At 63.7% G+C, this 17,759-nt stretch carries 14 protein-coding genes; 7 read left to right on the forward strand and 7 right to left on the reverse strand.

What is annotated here, in order from left to right:
* Nucleotides 1-46: 46 nt before the first annotated feature.
* Nucleotides 47-1,279 (forward strand): MFS transporter, encoded by a 1,233-nt coding sequence (locus tag ACWNZ3_RS10465; RefSeq protein ID WP_274575530.1) that lies wholly within the window; start codon nucleotides 47-49, stop codon nucleotides 1,277-1,279.
* Nucleotides 1,280-1,323: 44 nt separating this feature from the next.
* Here ACWNZ3_RS10465 and mfd read toward each other — a convergent pair whose 3' ends face one another.
* Together mfd and ACWNZ3_RS10475 are read right to left on the reverse strand one after the other, a co-directional pair.
* Nucleotides 1,324-4,806: a transcription-repair coupling factor gene (gene mfd, locus ACWNZ3_RS10470; protein WP_496899903.1), complete on the reverse strand. Its 3,483-nt coding sequence runs from the start codon at nucleotides 4,804-4,806 to the stop codon at nucleotides 1,324-1,326.
* A 31-nt stretch (nucleotides 4,807-4,837) separates the two neighbouring features.
* Nucleotides 4,838-5,365 (reverse strand): component of SufBCD complex, encoded by a 528-nt coding sequence (locus tag ACWNZ3_RS10475; protein WP_496899904.1) that lies wholly within the window; start codon nucleotides 5,363-5,365, stop codon nucleotides 4,838-4,840.
* Nucleotides 5,366-5,484: 119 nt separating this feature from the next.
* Between ACWNZ3_RS10475 and hemB the strand changes: the two genes are divergently transcribed.
* The 4 genes from hemB to ACWNZ3_RS10495 all read left to right on the forward strand — a co-directional run bounded on the left by hemB (nucleotide 5,485) and on the right by ACWNZ3_RS10495 (nucleotide 9,758).
* Nucleotides 5,485-6,486, forward strand: coding sequence for a porphobilinogen synthase (gene hemB / locus ACWNZ3_RS10480; RefSeq protein WP_496899905.1), 1,002 nt, complete (start codon nucleotides 5,485-5,487; stop codon nucleotides 6,484-6,486).
* Between the two features lie 433 nt (nucleotides 6,487-6,919).
* Nucleotides 6,920-8,752 carry a PAS domain S-box protein gene (locus ACWNZ3_RS10485; protein ID WP_496899906.1) on the forward strand — a complete coding sequence of 611 codons (1,833 nt, stop codon included), beginning with the start codon at nucleotides 6,920-6,922 and terminating at the stop codon, nucleotides 8,750-8,752.
* 103 nt (nucleotides 8,753-8,855) lie between these two features.
* Entirely contained in the window at nucleotides 8,856-9,422 is a 567-nt protein-coding gene (locus ACWNZ3_RS10490) for a lipid-binding SYLF domain-containing protein (RefSeq protein ID WP_269361906.1), read from the forward strand.
* A gap of 84 nt (nucleotides 9,423-9,506) precedes the next feature.
* Complete coding sequence (locus ACWNZ3_RS10495; RefSeq protein WP_496899907.1) at nucleotides 9,507-9,758, forward strand: hypothetical protein; 252 nt, start codon at nucleotides 9,507-9,509, stop codon at nucleotides 9,756-9,758.
* 86 nt (nucleotides 9,759-9,844) lie between these two features.
* Here ACWNZ3_RS10495 and ACWNZ3_RS10500 read toward each other — a convergent pair whose 3' ends face one another.
* Nucleotides 9,845-10,717 carry an NAD(P)-dependent oxidoreductase gene (locus ACWNZ3_RS10500; protein WP_496899908.1) on the reverse strand — a complete coding sequence of 291 codons (873 nt, stop codon included), beginning with the start codon at nucleotides 10,715-10,717 and terminating at the stop codon, nucleotides 9,845-9,847.
* A gap of 93 nt (nucleotides 10,718-10,810) precedes the next feature.
* On the opposite strand from ACWNZ3_RS10500, the gene ACWNZ3_RS10505 reads away from it, so the two are divergent.
* Both ACWNZ3_RS10505 and ACWNZ3_RS10510 read left to right on the forward strand, forming a co-directional pair.
* Complete coding sequence (locus ACWNZ3_RS10505; protein WP_496899909.1) at nucleotides 10,811-13,279, forward strand: penicillin acylase family protein; 2,469 nt, start codon at nucleotides 10,811-10,813, stop codon at nucleotides 13,277-13,279.
* Nucleotides 13,276-13,839: a pseudouridine synthase gene (locus ACWNZ3_RS10510; RefSeq protein ID WP_496899910.1), complete on the forward strand. Its 564-nt coding sequence runs from the start codon at nucleotides 13,276-13,278 to the stop codon at nucleotides 13,837-13,839. The genes ACWNZ3_RS10505 and ACWNZ3_RS10510 overlap by 4 nt, the downstream gene beginning before the upstream one ends.
* Nucleotides 13,840-13,866: 27 nt before the next feature.
* Here the strand turns inward: ACWNZ3_RS10510 and ACWNZ3_RS10515 are convergent, their stop codons facing one another.
* From ACWNZ3_RS10515 to ACWNZ3_RS10530, 4 genes are all read right to left on the reverse strand, one after another.
* Nucleotides 13,867-14,268: a DUF2177 family protein gene (locus ACWNZ3_RS10515; protein ID WP_496899911.1), complete on the reverse strand. Its 402-nt coding sequence runs from the start codon at nucleotides 14,266-14,268 to the stop codon at nucleotides 13,867-13,869.
* Nucleotides 14,269-14,541: 273 nt separating this feature from the next.
* Nucleotides 14,542-15,840, reverse strand: a complete 1,299-nt coding sequence (gene hflX, locus ACWNZ3_RS10520; RefSeq protein WP_496899912.1) for a GTPase HflX — start codon at nucleotides 15,838-15,840, stop codon at nucleotides 14,542-14,544.
* Nucleotides 15,837-16,076 carry an RNA chaperone Hfq gene (gene hfq / locus ACWNZ3_RS10525; protein WP_007119530.1) on the reverse strand — a complete coding sequence of 80 codons (240 nt, stop codon included), beginning with the start codon at nucleotides 16,074-16,076 and terminating at the stop codon, nucleotides 15,837-15,839. The genes hflX and hfq overlap by 4 nt, the downstream gene beginning before the upstream one ends.
* Before the next feature lie 131 nt (nucleotides 16,077-16,207).
* Nucleotides 16,208-17,758 (reverse strand): TrkH family potassium uptake protein, encoded by a 1,551-nt coding sequence (locus ACWNZ3_RS10530; RefSeq protein WP_269361896.1) that lies wholly within the window; start codon nucleotides 17,756-17,758, stop codon nucleotides 16,208-16,210.
* Between the last annotated feature and the right edge of the window lies 1 nt (nucleotide 17,759).

A 17,759-nucleotide genomic window follows, 5' to 3' on the forward strand; every position in this document is an offset into this window, starting at 1 on the left:
CGGAAAGCGCCTGTTTTTTTGTTCGGCGCACCCGTTGGAGTGCCGTGTGGACAAGCCCAAGCAAGAACTGACAATCCACAGGGCAGAGTTTGTCGGACTGATCGCGATGATGTTCGCCTCCATCGCGTTTTCCATTGATGCGATGCTGCCCGCGCTGCCGGAAATCTCGCGCGAACTGTCACCGGAACTTGCGCATCGCGCGCCGCTGATCCTGACCGCCTTTGTCTTTGGCATGGGAGCGGGCACATTGGTGACCGGCGCGCTTTCGGATGCCTTTGGCCGTCGTCCGGTGATCTTTGGCGGGGTGGTGCTTTATATTATCGGCGCGATGGCGGCCTGGGCCAGCCAGTCGCTTGAGGCGATGCTTGTCGCGCGGGTGTTTCAGGGATTGGGCGCCTCCGGCCCGCGCGTGGTGGCGATTGCCGTGGTCCGCGATCTTTTCTCGGGCCGGGATATGGCCAAGATCGTCTCTTTCATCATGCTGGTCTTTACCCTGGTGCCGGCGCTGGCCCCGATCATGGGATCGCTGATCATCGAATTGTCGGACTGGCGCGGCATCTACCTGGCCTTTGTCGCCTTCTCGGCCATCAGCGTGATCTGGATGGCGATCCGCCTGCCAGAGACCTTGCGGAGCGAAGACCGCCGCCCCCTGCGGCTGCGCCTTTTGCTCGATGCCATCCGCGAGATCATGACACATCGCACGGTGCGGCTGGCGATCATTGTACAGGTCATGGCCATGGCCATGTTCTTTTGCACCCTGATGCTGATCCAGCCGGTCTATGCCCAGGTCTATGGCCGGGCAGAGACTTTCCCCTATTGGTTCGGCGCCGTGGCCGTGATCGCGGGCACCTCCAGCATCCTGAACGCGCTGCTGGTCGAACGTCTGGGCATGCGGCGGCTGGTCAGGCTGACGTTGTTCGGACAGATCCTGCTGTCCGGGTTCATGTATTTCTCCGGCCTTGCCAGCGCCGGTGGCGTGCTGGGGTTCGGGGCCTTCCTGTTCTGGCAATTGTGCCTCTTCGCACAGGCCGGGCTGACGCTTGGCAACCTCAATGCCATCGCGATGGAGCCGATGGGCCATATGGCGGGCATGGCGGCCTCTGTCATTGGATCGGTATCGACCATTCTGGCGGCGCTGATCGCCTCGCCGGTTGCCCTGATGTTTGCCGACGATGTGTCGCTGCTCTTCGGTTCCGTCTTGCTCATGGCCTGCGCGGCCTGGGGTCTGATGCTGCTGCTGACACGCTCCGAAGTGGACCTCGCCGCCCCGGCGGAATAACCCGCCACGCTTGAAGACCGGCGCCCTTGCCGCTGCGCCCTGGGTCAGGACACTTTCCTGACCTTCTTTTCCTTGGCAATCACATGTTCGGCAAGGTCACGGGCAATGGCAAAGGCGCCCTTGATCTTGTCGGCTTCGGATTTCCAGTCGCGGCGCACGACAATCTTGTTGTCCTTGACGCGTGCCAGCCCGCGCTGGTCCTGGATAAAGGCCACCAGCCCCTCGGGAGAGGCAAACTTGTCGTTGTGGAACTGGATCGTCGCCCCCTTCGGGCCACCGTCCAGCTTGGCAATCCCGGCGCGTTTGCACATCGCCTTGATCCGCACCACCAGCATCAGCGTGTTGACCTCGCGCGGCAGCTTGCCGAAACGGTCGATCAGCTCGGCGGCGAAACCTTCCAGTTCCACCTTGGTGCTCAGCCCGGACAACCGGCGGTAAAGCCCCAGCCGCACGTCGAGGTCCGGCACGAAATCCTCCGGGATCAGCACCGGCACGCCGAGGTTGATCTGCGGGGCCCATTGCTCGTCCGCCTCCGACAGCCCCTCCATCTCGCCTGCCTTGATCTTGGCAATCGCCTCTTCCAGCATGGATTGATAAAGCTCGAACCCCACATCGCGCATCTGGCCGGATTGCTCCTCGCCCAGCAGGTTGCCCGCCCCGCGAATGTCCAGATCCTGGCTGGCCAGCGTGAACCCCGCCCCCAGCGTATCGAGGCTGCCCAGCACCCGCAGGCGTTTCTCTGCGGTGGCGGTGAGCTTCGCACGCGGCTTGGTGGTCAGATAGGCATAGGCGCGGGTCTTGGAGCGCCCGACCCGCCCCCGGATCTGGTAGAGCTGCGCCAGGCCGAACATGTCGGCGCGGTGCACGATCATCGTGTTGGCGGTGGGAATATCCAGCCCGGATTCCACGATGGTCGTCGCCAGCAGGATGTCGAACTTGCCGTCGTAAAAGGCGTTCATCCGGTCGTCCAGCTCGCCCGCCGCCATCTGGCCATGCGCCACCACATAGGTAAGTTCCGGCAGCTGTTCCTTGAGGAAAGCCTCGATCTCGGGCAGGTCCGACACCCGCGGCACCACATAGAACGATTGCCCGCCGCGGTAATGTTCGCGCAGCAATGCCTCGCGCAGGGTAACCATATCGAATTCGCTGACATAGGTGCGGATCGCCAGCCGGTCGACGGGCGGCGTGCCGATGATCGACAGGTCGCGCACCCCCGTCAGCGACAGCTGCAGCGTGCGCGGGATCGGCGTGGCGGTCAGGGTCAGCACGTGAATATCCGTGCGCAGCGCCTTCAGCCGTTCCTTGTGGGTGACACCGAAATGCTGTTCCTCGTCGATGATCAGCAGCCCGAGATTGTTGAACCTGATCCCCTTGGCCAGCAGCGCATGGGTGCCGATCACGATGTCGCAGGTGCCCTTGGCCATGCCGTCACGGGTCAGCGCCGCCTCCTTCGCCGACACAAAGCGGCTGAGGGTGCGCACCTGGATCGGGAAGCCCCGGAAACGTTCGGAGAATGACTTGTAGTGCTGGCGCGCCAGCAGCGTCGTGGGGGCAATGACCGCCACCTGTACGCCGCTCATCGCCGCGACAAAGGCCGCGCGCATCGCCACCTCGGTCTTGCCAAAGCCGACATCGCCACAGACCAGCCGGTCCATCGGGTTGCCGCTGGTCATGTCGTCCACAACGTCGGAGATTGCGCGCAGCTGGTCGTCGGTCTCAGTATAGGGGAAACGCGCCGCGAAGGCGTCCCAGGCGCCCACGGGGGGTTCCAGCACCGGCGCCCTGCGCAAGGCGCGTTCCGCCGCGATGCGGATCAGCTTGTCCGCCATCTCGCGGATGCGTTCCTTGAGCCTGGCCTTCTTGGACTGCCAGGCACCGCCGCCCAGCTTGTCCAGCAGCCCTTCCTCATGGCCGTATTTCGACAGCAGTTCGATGTTCTCGACCGGCAGATAAAGCTTTGATCCTTCGGCATATTCCAGCAGCAGGCATTCATGAGCGGCCCCGGCGGCAGTGATCACCTCCATGCCCTGATAGCGCCCGATGCCGTGGTCCACATGGACGATCAGATCACCCGGCGTCAGGCTTTGCGCCTCGGTCAGGAAATTCTCCGCCCGGCGCTTGCGGCGCGGCGCGCGGATCAGCCGGTCGCCCAGCACATCCTGCTCGGAAATCACCGTGATGCGGCCCTCTGGCCCCGCCGCTTCCCAGGGCGCCTCGAACCCGGATTCCAGTGCCCAGACCGCCAGATGCAGACCGCGCTTGCCGATGCGGGTGGCATTCCTGACCGGGATCGCCTCTGCCAGGCCCTCGTCCTCGATCAGCCCGGTCAGACGTTCTCGCGCGCCTTCGGAATAGCTCGCGATCAGCACCGGGCCTTCTGCCATCTTGCGGCGGATATGATCCGCCAGCGCGCCGAACAGGCTGATCGCTTCCTGCTGCCGCTCCGGCGCAAAGCTGCGCCCGATCCGCGCGCCCGCGTCCAGCACGCCGGGCCCGGTGGGTTGCGGCAGCGGCATGAACTGGATCACCCGGTGATCCTGCGTCGCCAGCAGCCAGGCCTCGTCGTCCAGATAGAGCCCTTCCGGCGGCGCGGGCTTGTAGACGCTGTCCATCTTCGAGCGGTTCGACATGGCGATGCGCCGGGTCTCGTATTGATCGGCGATGCTGTCCCAGCGGGCCAGCCGCGCCGGTGTCACCTGATCGTCCATCGTCACCGTGGCCTGCGGCAGATAGTCGAAAAGCGTCTCAAGGCTTTCGTGGAAGAAGGGCAGCCAATGCTCCGCACCCTGATGCTTGCGCCCCGCGCTGATCGCCTCGTAAAGCGGGTCATCCGTGCCCGCCGCGCCGAACTCGATCCGGTAGTTCTGCCGGAACCGGGTGATCGCCGCCTCGTCGAGGATGACCTCGCTCACCGGGGCAAGCTCCACCACCTCCAGCTTGTCGGTGGTGCGCTGGCTGGCCGGATCGAACCGCCGCGCGCCGTCCAGCACATCGCCAAAGAAATCCAGTCGCACCGGGCCCAGATCACCCGGCGGATAGATGTCGATGATCCCGCCCCGGATGGCATAATCGCCCGGTTCGGTCACCGTGGGGCTTTGCACAAAGCCCATGCGCACCAGAAAGGCCCGCAGCGCGGCCTCGTCAATGCGGCTGCCGACCCGCGCGGAAAAGGCCGCCTCGCGCAGCACGCTGCGCGCAGGCACCCGCTGGGTTGCGGCGTTCAGCGTGGTCAGCAGGACGAATTTGTCGGGCATCCCGTGCACAAGGGCCGCCAGCGTCGCCATGCGTTGCGCACAGATGTCGGCATTAGGCGATACCCGGTCATAAGGCAGGCAATCCCAGCCCGGAAAGGTGACCACCGGCATGTCCGGCGCGAAAAAGGCAAGTGCGGCCTGCATCGCCGCCATCCGCTTGTCATCGCGGGCGATGTGCAGCACCGGAGCGCCTTTGGCGACCTCCTCCAGCAGGGCCCGCGCATCATGGCCTTCGGGCACGCCCGACAGCGTGATTTTGCTCTGCTTAACCATGTCGTTCCAATTGGCCCCACGCAGGGCGCTGTCAACCGCCCAGCGGGCCAAGCGCCACGTTTTGATACATGCCCCAGATCGCGGTGATGAAAATCGACACCATGCCGATGATCTGGGTATAAAGCCGGTGCCGCGTCAGCCGCTTGCGCAGCCGCTCTCCGGTCGCACTTTCCGACTGGATCAGCCGCGCTGTGGACAGGCTGAGCGCCCCGATCAGCGACAGCGGAAAGGCCAGCAGGAACACCGCCTGCGCAAATTCCATGCCATAGACGAAGCCCAGCAGAACCAGCATGGTCAGCCCGAAACAGGCAAACCCCAGAATCCAGAGGCCCGAGACCTGCGCGATGAACAACAGCCGGTTCACATTGATGCGCACCATGTCTTCCAGATCGACCTCGGCCTGTGCGCCCTGACGGCGGGCACGCAGCACCATGTCATAGGGCACGCCCAGCACCCAATGGCTGGCCGTCGACCAGGTCACCGCAAGTACAATCCAGAACCACAGGTTCGAAAAGGACCGCATGTCGATGAGTTCGAATAGGGTCTGATACCAATCCAAGTCTTGTCCTCTGGACCACAAGTGCGCAGGTCATACCCAAGGCGCCGGGCAATTCCTACCCTTGAGAGCCCACTTTTTTCATGCCAAGCAATGGGTCTGGCAAACTGAGGTATTTTTGCATGAATCCCATCGTCGCCCCCTTCCCCGCCGCGCGCCTGCGCCGGACCCGTGTCAGCCCCGCCGTGCGCGCGCTGGTGCGCGAAAACGCGCTTGAGGTGGGTGATCTGATCTGGCCGGTCTTCGTACGCGCCGGCGAAGGCATAGAGGAACCGGTGCCCTCGATGCCCGGTGTCATGCGCCGGTCGGTCGACAAGATCGTCGAGGCCGCGGCAGAGGCCGATGCCCTGGGGATCGGGGCGATGTGCATCTTTCCCTACACCGGCCTCGAAGAGCGGACAGAGGATTGCACCGGCGCCTGGGACCCGCAGAACCACGCCAACCGCGCAATTGCCGCGATCAAGGCAAAGTTTCCGCAGATGGCGGTGATGACCGACGTGGCGCTGGACACCTACAACATCAACGGCCACGACGGTTTCGTCGAGGATGGCATCATCGTCAACGACCGCACGGTCGAGGCGCTGGTCAGGATGGCGCTGGCCCAGGCCGAAGCGGGGGCCGACATCATCGGTCCCTCCGACATGATGGACGGCCGCATCGGCGCGATCCGCAATGCGCTGGAATCGGGCGGGCATTCCGACGTCATGATCCTCAGCTATGCCGCGAAATATGCCTCTGCCTACTATGGCCCGTTCCGGGACGCTGTGGGGGCCTCCGGCGCGCTGACCGGGGACAAGAAGACCTATCAGATGGATCCCAGCAATGCCGACGAGGCGCTGCGCCTGGTGGCGCGCGATCTGGCCGAGGGTGCGGATATGGTCATGGTCAAACCCGGCCAGCCCTATCTGGACATCTGCCGGAGGGTGAAAGACAGCTTTGGCGCGCCGACATTCGCCTATCAGGTGTCGGGCGAATTCGCGATGATCAAGGCCGCCGCACAGAACGGCTGGATCGACGAAGAGCGGGTGATGATGGAAAGCCTGATGGGGTTCAAACGCGCCGGCTGCGACGGCGTGCTGACCTATTTCGCCCCCGCCGCCGCGCGCCTGCTGAACGGCGGCTGACGCCCGGCCGAACCTCCGCGGCCCTGTGGAACTGCCTGACCCGGACGGGCTGCACAATCAGCCATGACCTGACAAGATCTGCTGCGGACGGGTCTGCCGCTGCCGGATCACATCGCCTCAGGTCCGCATCCGTGACCTGACATATTTTCCCGCATTACGGGTAAGAATCACTGCATTTCCATATTCCAACGCGACGGGCGGATGGGCCGCCCGGCAAACTGGCGGCCAGAACGCACGAAAACCCTGTAAAAAATTCAACAAAACACTTTTCAGACATAAATCAGCCCACAGTTAGACACGATTTCAGTCATTACTCAACCTATAGGTTAGTCAGTGCGGGCGGCCACAGATTCCCGCACCGGTCGTATTGTGTGTTTCTTGGTGTTGCGCGGAGGGTCGCGTGTCGAATATTGCGAAGATAAGGCCTGACGTGATGGTTGAGCACGAGTTGTTGGCACAGGCGATTGCCACTGCGGAGATCGCGGTGATCGTGCTGGATCACAAGGGCGAGATTCTGATCAGCAATCCTGCCGCATGCACCCTCCTGGGATATGAGCCCGGCCAGCTGACCGGCATGGAAATCTCAACTGTTCTGCCGGGCCTCGACAGCGCCGCCCTGGACGCCCGGATCGCGCCACCCGCCACTTCTGCCACGCTGCATGACATCACGGGCAACCGCCCCGACAAGGAGCAGCGTCACTTCCTGGTGCATGTCACCGCCTGGAAGGACGCGGATGCACCTGCCCGTCATACCCTTGTCCTGCGCGACATCACCGAGGAACGCGCCCGTGAAGACGCCCGGAACGCCGAATTGCTGCGCGCGCAGAATGCAATCAGCGGGGCCGGGATCGGGGTGTTCGAATTCGACGTGATCACGAAGGAAGCCCATGTCTCCGACATCTGGCGCGACCTGATGGAGCTGCCCCGCGATGAGATCGTGGACGTTCAGAAAGAATGGCGCAGCCGGGTCCACCCCGATGACCTGAACGCCGCAGATGCCCCCATGCGCAGGCTCGCAAAAGGTCTGGAAAGCCGCAACAGCAATGAGTTCCGGCTGTTCAACCGCGACCGCAGCGAAATGCGCTGGATGCGCACCGATCTTTCCGTGGCCCGGCGGGACGCACAGGGAAACCCGACCCGGATCGTCGGCGCCCAGGTCGATGTGACCGACCGCAAGAGGACGGAGCTGGCCCTGCGCAAAAGCATGAAGCAGTTTCAGTCGGCCTTTGACAACGCGCCGATCGGCAAGGCGATCATGAGTCTTGACGGCAAGCTGCTGAAGGTGAACCCGGCCTTCTGCACCTTTGTCGGTCACGACAAATCGGCACTGAAGGGCAAGGGATTCCCGATGATCCTGCACCCTGATGAAATCGCGGAAAACATGCTGGAACTGGAGCGTCTGAAAGACGGCTACCTGTGCTATCACCAGACGGAAAAGCGTTTCCTGCACAGAAGCGGCAAGGTGATCTGGGGCCTGCTCAGCATCGCTGCCGTCCGTGACGAGGATGGCCAGGCCGTGCAATTCATCGCCCAGGTCGTCAATATATCCGAACAGCATCGCCTGCAGGACCTGAAAAGCGAATTCGTCGCAACCGTCAGCCATGAGCTGCGCACGCCGCTGACCTCGATCCTCGGCGCGCTCAAGCTGTTTCAGGCGCAGGCCGCAGATCAGGACCTGCCAAAACCGATGAGACGCCTGCTGGACATATCGCTTCAGAACGCCGACCGGCTGGGGATGCTGGTGGGCGACATTCTCGACTTCGAAAGGTTCTCGAAAGGCGATCTGGACATCGAAACCGGCGATCACGATCTGGGCGGGCTGATCGCAACAGCGGTCGAAGAGAACCGGTCGCTTGCCAAAAGCTACCGGGTCACCATCACCACGAAACTGGACGCAGGGCCGCTGCTGTGCCAGGTCGATCCGGCGCGGATCTGCCAGATCATGACAAACCTGCTGTCGAATGCCGCGAAATTCGCCGATAACGATACAATCGTCGAAGTGATCATGGACCGCAGGGACGATATGGCGCGGGTTGTGGTGCGCAACCGCGGACGGGGCATTCCCGAGGCGTTCCGCCCCACCATCTTCCTGCCCTTCGCGCAGGCCGCGCCCACCCTGACACGCGACCATGGCGGCACCGGCCTGGGCCTGAGCATCTGCAAGCAGATCGTGGAGTATCTGGGCGGTCAAATCGGCTTTGTCAGCGTGCCCGGCGACTTCACCGACTTCTGGTTCACCCTGCCACTCTCCCGATCCCAGCAATAATTCGCCCAAAAGCCCAAAGGGCATGACATCCTGCGGAATTATGCTTAAAGTTGCCCGCAAGTCGGACCAACCGGCATCAGGCAACTTTTACGGGCAGAAAAACATGAAAAACACTCAGATTTCGCGGCGGGCGTTCACCCTTGGTGCGCTGGCGGCAACTCCTGTACTCGCGGCATGCGGCAACGGTGTGGGCGGACGGGGCAGCAGCACCATCGACGCGCGCGTGCGCGCCACGCTGGAAGAAATGTACCGCAGCTATCCCAACACCCGCAGCCTTGCGGAAAAGGCCAACGGCATGCTGGTGATGCCGCTGGTGACCGAAGCGGGCCTTGGTTTTGGCGGCGCCTATGGGCGCGGTGCCCTGCTGATCGACAATGTGACGGTGGATTACTATTCCGTCGTCAAGGGATCGGGCGGCTTGCAGATCGGCGCGCAGCAATATGCCCATGTGCTGTTCTTCATGACCCAGGCCGCGCTGACCGAATTCCGCCGCTCTCCCGGCTGGGCTGCGGGGGCCGACATGGAATATGTGATTTCGGACAAGGGCGACAGCGTGTCTGCCGATACCACGACGGTGCTGACGCCGGTTCTGGCAGCGGTCTTTGGCCGCGCCGGTCTGCGCATCGGTGCCACGCTGGAAGGCACCAAATATACGCGCATCATTCCGTAAACCGGGTCAATTTCTGTTTATGTTGACACTGCGCCGGGGCGACACATAACCTCGGCGCATTCAACGACAGATTTGGAGCCAGGAATGATCAGAACAACAGCAATTATCGCCACTGCCCTCACCCTTGGTCTGGGCGCCGCACCGGCATTGGCCGGAGATGCCGCATGGACATATTCAGACGGCATGAAGCTCAAGATCAAATGCCGTTCCAGCGGCTGCAAGGTCACCGCCAAGAAACCGGGCGGCAGCTGGGTGCTGGTCGAGGAAGCCAAAGGCGGCAACGAGAACTTTCAGGTGCTCGAAGCCAAGTACAAAAAGGTCAAACCGGCGTATTGACCGGCGCTCTACCTTAACTTTGACCTGTAACCACCTGACAAGATGATATTTATTCAGGATTGATCCTGCCCCTTCCGGGGCAGGTCTCAGCCCATCGCGCGCAGGCGCTTGATCAGGCTCGATGTGTCCCAGCGCGCACCGCCCAGTTTCTGCACATCCTTGTAGAACTGATCGACCAGCGCGGTGACCGGCAGGCTGGCCCCGTTTTCATCGGCTGTTTTCAGACAGATGCCCAGATCCTTGCGCATCCAGTCCACCGCGAACCCGTGGTCGAATTCATCGTCCAGCATGGTTTCATAGCGGTTGGCCATCTGCCAGGAACCGGCAGCGCCCTGGCTGATCACTTCCACGACCGCACGGCCGTCCAGACCGGCCTTCTCGGCGAAATGCAGCGCCTCGGACAAGCCCTGCACGAGACCTGCGATAGCGATCTGGTTGCACATCTTGGTCATCTGGCCCGCGCCGCTCTCACCGATGCGACGGCAGATCTTGGCATAGACCTCCATCACCGGCAGCGCCCGGTCAAACGCGCCCTTGTCACCGCCACACATGATCGACAGCGCGCCGTTTTCCGCACCCGCCTGCCCGCCAGAGATCGGCGCATCCACGAAACTGATCTGCGCCGCATCGGCGGCCTTGTACAATTCGCGCGTGACCGCCGCCGACACGGTGGTATGATCGACAAAGATCGCCCCCGCCGTCATCCCGCCAAAGGCCCCGGTTTCGCCCAGGCAGACAGAGCGCAGATCGTCGTCATTGCCGACACAGGCCATCACAACTTCGGCATCTTTCACCGCCTCGCGCGGGGTCCGCGCCATCGCGCCGCCATGTGCCTTGACCCAGTCCTCGGCCTTGGCCGCGGTGCGGTTATAGACGGTCACGTCATGCCCGGCCTTTTGCAGATGCCCCGCCATCGGCGCGCCCATCACCCCCAACCCCAAAAATGCGAGTTTTGTCATCTGCTTTTCCTTGTCCATCAGTTGCGCTAGTCAGAGTTTTACCTATCACCCTGCGCGCGTTGGTCAATCGCGCCAGTCCCCTCGGAGCGCTTAATGGTCACTGTCTTTCGCTGGCTTGTACGGATCACCGCCGCCCTGATCGTGCTGAGCGTGGTGGTGGTGTCGCTCGTCTACTGGCTCGCGTCACGGTCCCTGCCCGATTACAACGACACGGTCGAGGTGGCCGGGCTGCGCGCCCCGGTCGAGATCGTGCGCGACAATGCCAATGTGCCGCATATCTTTGGCAGCGACGACCTGGATGTGTTCTTTGGCCTCGGCTTTGCCCATGCCCAGGACCGGATGTGGCAGATGATCACCCTGCGCCGCACCGCCCAGGGCCGGCTGAGCGAGGTCTTTGGCGCAAGCACCCTGAACACCGACAGGCTGCTGCGCCGCTTCGACATCTACCGGCTTTCGGTGCAATCGGTCGAGGCGCTGGATGACGCCTCCCGTGCCAAGCTGGAAGCCTATTCCGCCGGGGTGAATGCCCGGATCGCACAGATCAACTCGGAGGCGCTGGGGCGCGGCGCACCCGAGATGCTGCTGTTCAACGCACCCATGGCCCCCTGGCGGCCGGCGGATTCCATCGCCATCGCCAAGCTGATGGGCCTGCAACTGTCGGGGCACCTTCAGGCCGAGGTGCTGCGCGCGCGGGTGTCGCTGGCGCTGGCAGAGCCGGACCGGCTGCGCGACATCCTGCCCGATGTGCCCGGCCCCGGCATCGCGGCCCTGCCGGAATATGCCGCACTTGTGCCCGGCGCCCCCCGCTTTGCGGCAAACATGCCCCTTGATCCGCATCCGCTGTCGCCCTTCAAGGACATGGCCTTTGCCGGGGCCTCGAATGCCTGGGCCGCCGCCCCCTCGCGCTCTGCCGCCGGGGGGACATTGCTGGCCAATGATCCGCACCTGGGTTTCACCGCCCCCTCGGTCTGGTATCTGGCGCGGATGGAACTGGCCTCCGGCGGTGTGATCGGTGGCACGATCCCGGGGATTCCGGTGGTCCTCACGGGGCGCTCCGCCACCCTGGGCTGGGGTCTGACCTCCGCCTATGTGGACGACCAGGACGTGCATATCGAGGCGCTGAACCCCGATGACGGCGAACAATACCGCACGCCGGAAGGGTTCAAGGACTTTGTCACCCGCTCCTCGATCATCACGGTCAAGGACGGCGATCCCGTCACCATCACCCTGCGCTGGACCGACAATGGCCCGGTGCTGCCCGGCAGCCTCTACAACCTGGCCAGCATCACCCCGCCCGGCCATGTCGCCTCTGTCAGCTGGACGGTGCTCAGCGCCAAGGACACCTCGCTGGGCGCGGCCCTCGACCTGATGGAGGCGAAATCCATCGCCGATGCGATCCGCGCCTCGGAACGCTATATCGCGCCGGCACAGAACCTGATGCTGGTGGACCGCCAGCAAATCGCGATGAAGACCATCGGCGCGCTGCCCCGCCGGGATGCGGCGCATCAGTCCAGGGGGCGCTTGCCGTCGCCCGGCTGGATCGCCGCGAACCGCTGGCAGGGGGTGATGCCCTTTACCGCCAACCCCGCCTTTGTGGCGCCTGCGGGCGGCATCCTGGGCAATACCAACAACAAGACCGTGGACCGCCCCTTTCCGAACCATGTCTCCTATCTCTGGGGCGATACCCAGCGGGTGCAGCGCTGGCAGCGCCTGATGCAGGGGCGGCAGGTGCATACCCGCGACAGCTTTATCGAGGCGCAGCTCGACACCGTCAGCTTCACCGCAAGATCGCTGCTGCCGCTGATCGGGGCGGAACTGTGGTTTACCGAGGAAGCAGCCCCCGACGGCACCGCCGAACGCCAGCGCCAGCGCGCGCTGAACCTGCTGGCCGAATGGTCCGGCGAGATGAACGAACATCTGCCCGAGCCGCTGATCTATGCCGCCTGGCTGCGCGCGTTGCAGGCGCGGCTGATCCAGGACGACCTCGGCCCGCTGGCCGCCGAATTCACCCATGTGGACCCGCTGTTCATCGAACGCGTGTTCCGCAATGTCGAAGGCGCATCGGTCTGGTGCGACGTGCGCCAGTCCGCCCCGGTGGAAACCTGCCCCGACATGGCCCGGCTGGCGCTGGATGACGCGCTGCTCTGGATCAACGAGCATTGGGGCACGCAACTGGAATCCCTGCGCTGGGGCGATGCGCATCAGGCGACCCATGATCATCCCGTGCTGGGACAGGTGCCGGTGCTGCGCTATTTCGTGAACATCCGGCAATCGACCTCCGGCGGCGACAACACCCTGCAGCGCGGCCTGACCAAGGGCAGCCTGCCCGACCCGTTCAACAACGTGCATGGCGCGGGCTACCGGGGGGTCTATGACTTTGCCGACCCCAATTCATCGGTCTTCATCACCTCGACCGGGCAATCAGGGCATTTCCTGTCACGCCACTACGACGATCTGGCGCAGCTGTGGCGGCGCGGCGAATATATCCCGATGTCGCTGGACGAGGATCTGGCCCGTGCCGCCTCGGTGGGGATCACCACGCTGACGCCTGAAACCCCATGAACCGGGTCATCCTGTTCAACAAGCCCTTTGGCGTCCTGTCCCAGTTCACCGACAAGGGCACCGAGGGCTCCGCGCGCCCGACCCTGTCAGGTTTCATCGCCGAGCCGGGGTTCTACCCCGCAGGACGGCTGGACAAGGACAGCGAGGGGTTGCTGGTGCTGACCGACAATGGCGCCCTGCAGGCCCGTATCGCACATCCGAAATACAAGCGGCCCAAGATCTATCTGGTTCAGGTGGAGGGGCGGCCGGATGCGAAAGCACTGGATGCGCTGCGCCGGGGCGTTGTGCTGAAGGACGGCAAGACTGCCCCCGCCGAAATCACCCAGGTGGATGAACCCCTGGGCCTGTGGCAGCGCGACCCGCCGGTGCGGTTCCGCAAATCCGTGCCCGACGCCTGGCTGCGCATCACCATCCGCGAGGGCCGCAACCGCCAGGTGCGCCGGATGACAGCCCATGTGGGTCTGCCGACGCTGCGGCTGATCCGCTGGCGGATCGGGGATTGGGAGCTGAACGATCTGGCCCCCGGCGCCTGGCGCTGGGCCTCCGAGACAGGCGCCTGAAAACCGGGGCCTGAAAGCGGCCGGGGCCTACCCCACCAGCCGCGCCACCCAGACACCGCCCGTGGCCGCAACCGCTGTCAGGCAGGCGCCCCAGGTCACATCGGTCAGCGTCATCTGCCAGGTCCAGTCCTTCATCACCGCAAGCGAGGTAAACTCATAGGTGCCATAGCCCATCGCACCAATCAGCGCCGCATTGCCCAGAACCCACAACAGGCTCCTGTCCTGCGTCACCGCGGGCCAGGATACGAACCAGAGCAGGACGCCCACATAGAAGGCATAGAACATCAGCGCCGGGCCGATGCGGAAATTCTCCAGCAGCAGCGGGCCGATGTCACGCTCAAAGACGGGTTGGATCAGCTTTGTCAGCCCGATGTAATCGAGCCCCATGAAGATGACAAAGGTGGCAAGATAGAGAACAGCAAGGGTCATGGGGTGCTCCGCCTGGGGTGTGCAACCATATGATGCGGGGACCGGAAAATTCGAATTTTCCGGGCGAAATTCTTCAAAGAATTTCAGCTCTCCGGCGCAACATGGACTGTGGCAGACGGAAAATTCAAATTTTCCGGACCAAACTCTTCAAAGAGTTTGCCGCGTCACAGGCTCTGAAACTGAGCACCCCGCTCGACAGCCAGCCCAGAGCGATATCGCGCAAATCGGAAAATTCAAATTTTCCGGTCCAAACTCTTCAAAGAGTTTGCCGCATCACAACCCCTGAAACTGCGCTTCCTGTCTGGCCGACCAGCGCACAACCAGGTCGAATCCGGTCTCTGACGGGGTTTCCTTCTCCACCACATCCTGCTCGAACAGCCAGGCGCGTTTGCGCCCTTCGGAGAAGGCCAGCGATATCTCGGCAACCCGCACCGCCCCCTGCAGGGCCTCGGCCACGGCGGTTTGAAGCCGGTCCAGCCCCGCCCCGGTGATCGCGGAAATGGCGATCATGTCGGGGTCCCGCTCGGCGCGCTGGCGCAGGGCTTCGGCGGTCTCGGGCGGCAGCAGATCAAGCTTGTTCCAGACCTCGAAGGTCCGGGTTTCCTTGGCCACCCCCAGCGAGGTCAGGATCTCGCGCACATCATGCGCCTGTTTCTCGGTCTCCGCATGGCTGATGTCGCGCACATGCAGGATGATGTCCGCCGCCAGCACCTCTTCCAGCGTCGCGCGGAAGGCGGCGACCAGTTCGGTCGGCAGGTCAGAGATGAAACCGACCGTATCGCTCAGGATGATCTCGGGCCCGTCCGGCAGCGCCAGACTGCGCATGGTGGGGTCCAGCGTGGCAAAGAGCATGTCCTTGACCATCACATCCGCCCCGGTCAACCGGTTGAACAGCGTCGATTTGCCTGCGTTGGTATAGCCCACCAATGCCACGATCGGGTAAGGCACCTTGGCCCGGGCGGCCCGGTGCAGCGCACGGGTCTTCACCACCTTGTCGAGCTGGCGGCGCAGGCGCACGAGCTGTTCGTCGATGGCGCGTCTGTCGGCCTCGATCTGGGTTTCCCCCGGACCGCCGACAAACCCCAGCCCGCCCCGCTGGCGTTCAAGGTGGGTCCAGGCCCGCACCAGCCGCGTGCGCTGATAGTTCAGCGCGGCCATTTCGACCTGCAGCACACCCTCACGGGTTGCGGCACGGTCGCTGAAAATCTCAAGGATCAGGCCGGTCCGGTCCAGCAGCTTGACGCCCCAGGCCTTTTCCAGGTTGCGTTGCTGCACCGGGCTGACCGAGCCGTCGACCAGCACCAGCTCCACCTCCGCCGCTTCCAGCGCATCATGCAGATCGGCGATCTTGCCCTTGCCAAAGAGCTTGCCCGCATCGACCTTGCGCAGCGGCACCACCTCGGCACCCACCACCTCAAGCTGCGGCAGGGCACGGGCCAGCGCCACGGCTTCCTCCAGCGCGGGTTGCGGCGCGCGGCGGTCCGGGTCGGATCTGATTTCAGGGTGCAGAACCCAGGCCCGCGTCACGCGCGGGCCATCGGTATTGTCGATCTGAAAGGACGTCTTGCTCAAGAAGCGTCTTCGCCCTCGTAAAGGCTGATCGGCTGGCTTGGCATGATGGTCGAAATGGCGTGTTTGTACACAAGCTGAGACTGACCGTCGCGGCGCAAAAGCACGCAAAAGTTGTCAAACCAGGTGATGACACCCTGCAATTTCACACCATTGATCAGGAAAATCGTTACCGGAACCTTGGTCTTGCGTACGTGATTCAGGAATGCATCCTGAAGGTTCTGTCTGTCAGACGCCATAAGACTTCTCGCTTTTATTCTTGCCGGCACCCGCGGACCGGGCCCCCCCAATTTGGCCAACTATGCAGTCCCTGCCGGGGAGTTTCCACCCCCAATCTCCGCAGGTTGACCGGTTTTGGGTCAGCCCAGTGTCAGCCGCGCCACAGGTCGGGTGTCAGCAGCGCGATAATGGCCAGAGTTTCAAGCCGTCCCAGCACCATTGCACCGCAGAGGATCGCCTTGGCCGAGACCGTCAGTTCGATCAGCCGGATCGGCGTATCGGTGGCATATTCGATCAGCGGCCCGGTGGTCGCCAGCGACGCGACCGACAACACCACCGCATTGTCGAAACGCACACCGGTCAGGGTCAGCAGCAGGGTCACCGCCGTCAGCGACAGGGCAAAGAGCATGAAAAAGATCCAGGCGATGAAGGCCCCGTTGGATTGCAGCCGCCGTCCCGCGGCCCCGGCCCCGCTGACCGAGGAAGGATGCACCAGCCGCTCCATCTCCCGCGCGCCATTCTGATAAAGCGCAAAGACCCGCAGCAGCTTGACCCCGCCCGCGGTGGTGGCCACGCCGCCCCCGATCAGCGCCAGCCCCATCAGGATCAGCCCCGGCGTCGGCAGCCCGGACCAGTTCTGCGCCTCGATCCAGTGGACGGAGACAAACCCCGTCGTCGTCAGGAACGACAGCACCGTGAACAGCGCCCCCCAGAGCGCGCGCACCGCCTGGCCCAGATTCTCCATCGCCGACACGTCATAGGCCCCGATGAAATGCCGGGCAAACAGCACCAGCGGCACCGCCAGGGTGATGAAGATGCCGATGCGGAACTCGGGATCGGTGCGCAGCCCGCCTTGCGTCGCCGTCACCGTGTCCTTGGAAAAGGTCAGCCGCGACAGGGCAAACAGCATGAACAGCGCCATCACCGCCTCGCCCGACAAGCCGATGCCGGTGTTCTGGACCCCGCCCACCGGCGAGATGCCGGAAGTGGCCATGACCGACATCGCATGGCACAGCGCCACCAGCGGCGCCTGCCCCTCTGCCAGCAGCAGCAGCCACAAGAGCAGCGTCAGCCCGGCATAGATCGGCAGCAGCGTCATCGTCACCCGGATCAGCCGGAGCCGCGGGCTCATCGGGGCCATCCGCGACGAGGAGGTGTCGCGCCGCCCCGGCTCGGCCTGGGAGGTCACCTCGAATCCGCCCAGATGCAGCGGTGCAAGGATCGCCGATGCCGCGACCCACATCAGCAGCCCCCCCATCCAGCCGACCTGGGCACGCCACAGATGCAGCGTCGGGCTCAGCCGTCCGGGTTCCTGGAACATGGCGGCCCCGGTGGTGGTGATGGCGCTGACCATCTCGAAATAGGCATTGACGAAACGTGTCGTCGGCAGCGCCTCCACAAAGGGCAGCGCCAGCATCACCGGCAGAAAGACAAAGGCCGAGAGCAGCGACATCAGGGGCCCCAGCGTGCCGTGACGCGGCGCGCGCCCCGCATGTGCAATGGCAATCAGGGAAAAGGCCACCAGCCCCAGCACCCCCGCATACAGAAAGGCCTGCGAGGTGCCATGGTCATTCACTGCAAACCCGTGCAGCGCCGGCACCAGCATCGAGGCGCAGGCCACGCCGAAAATCAGCAGGAACAGGGGCAGTTCCAGGAAACTGTTGCGCAGCGTCGTCTTTTGCCTGTGGTGTGCGGGTCTCATG

It is taken from the genome of Sulfitobacter sp. IGS-18, assembly GCF_059628195.1.

What these genes read in the sequence shown, in the direction of transcription:
- mfd (WP_496899903.1), bottom strand. Translation starts at nt 4,806, where the DNA reads ATGGTTAAGCAGAGCAAAATCACGCTGTCGGGCGTGCCCGAAGGCCAT.
- hemB (WP_496899905.1), top strand. Translation starts at nt 5,485, where the DNA reads ATGAATCCCATCGTCGCCCCCTTCCCCGCCGCGCGCCTGCGCCGGACC.
- ACWNZ3_RS10485 (WP_496899906.1), top strand. Translation starts at nt 6,920, where the DNA reads ATGGTTGAGCACGAGTTGTTGGCACAGGCGATTGCCACTGCGGAGATC.
- ACWNZ3_RS10500 (WP_496899908.1), bottom strand. Translation starts at nt 10,717, where the DNA reads ATGACAAAACTCGCATTTTTGGGGTTGGGGGTGATGGGCGCGCCGATG.
- ACWNZ3_RS10515 (WP_496899911.1), bottom strand. Translation starts at nt 14,268, where the DNA reads ATGACCCTTGCTGTTCTCTATCTTGCCACCTTTGTCATCTTCATGGGG.
- ACWNZ3_RS10510 (WP_496899910.1), top strand. Translation starts at nt 13,276, where the DNA reads ATGAACCGGGTCATCCTGTTCAACAAGCCCTTTGGCGTCCTGTCCCAG.
- ACWNZ3_RS10505 (WP_496899909.1), top strand. Translation starts at nt 10,811, where the DNA reads ATGGTCACTGTCTTTCGCTGGCTTGTACGGATCACCGCCGCCCTGATC.
- ACWNZ3_RS10490 (WP_269361906.1), top strand. Translation starts at nt 8,856, where the DNA reads ATGAAAAACACTCAGATTTCGCGGCGGGCGTTCACCCTTGGTGCGCTG.
- ACWNZ3_RS10495 (WP_496899907.1), top strand. Translation starts at nt 9,507, where the DNA reads ATGATCAGAACAACAGCAATTATCGCCACTGCCCTCACCCTTGGTCTG.
- ACWNZ3_RS10530 (WP_269361896.1), bottom strand. Translation starts at nt 17,758, where the DNA reads ATGAGACCCGCACACCACAGGCAAAAGACGACGCTGCGCAACAGTTTC.
- hfq (WP_007119530.1), bottom strand. Translation starts at nt 16,076, where the DNA reads ATGGCGTCTGACAGACAGAACCTTCAGGATGCATTCCTGAATCACGTA.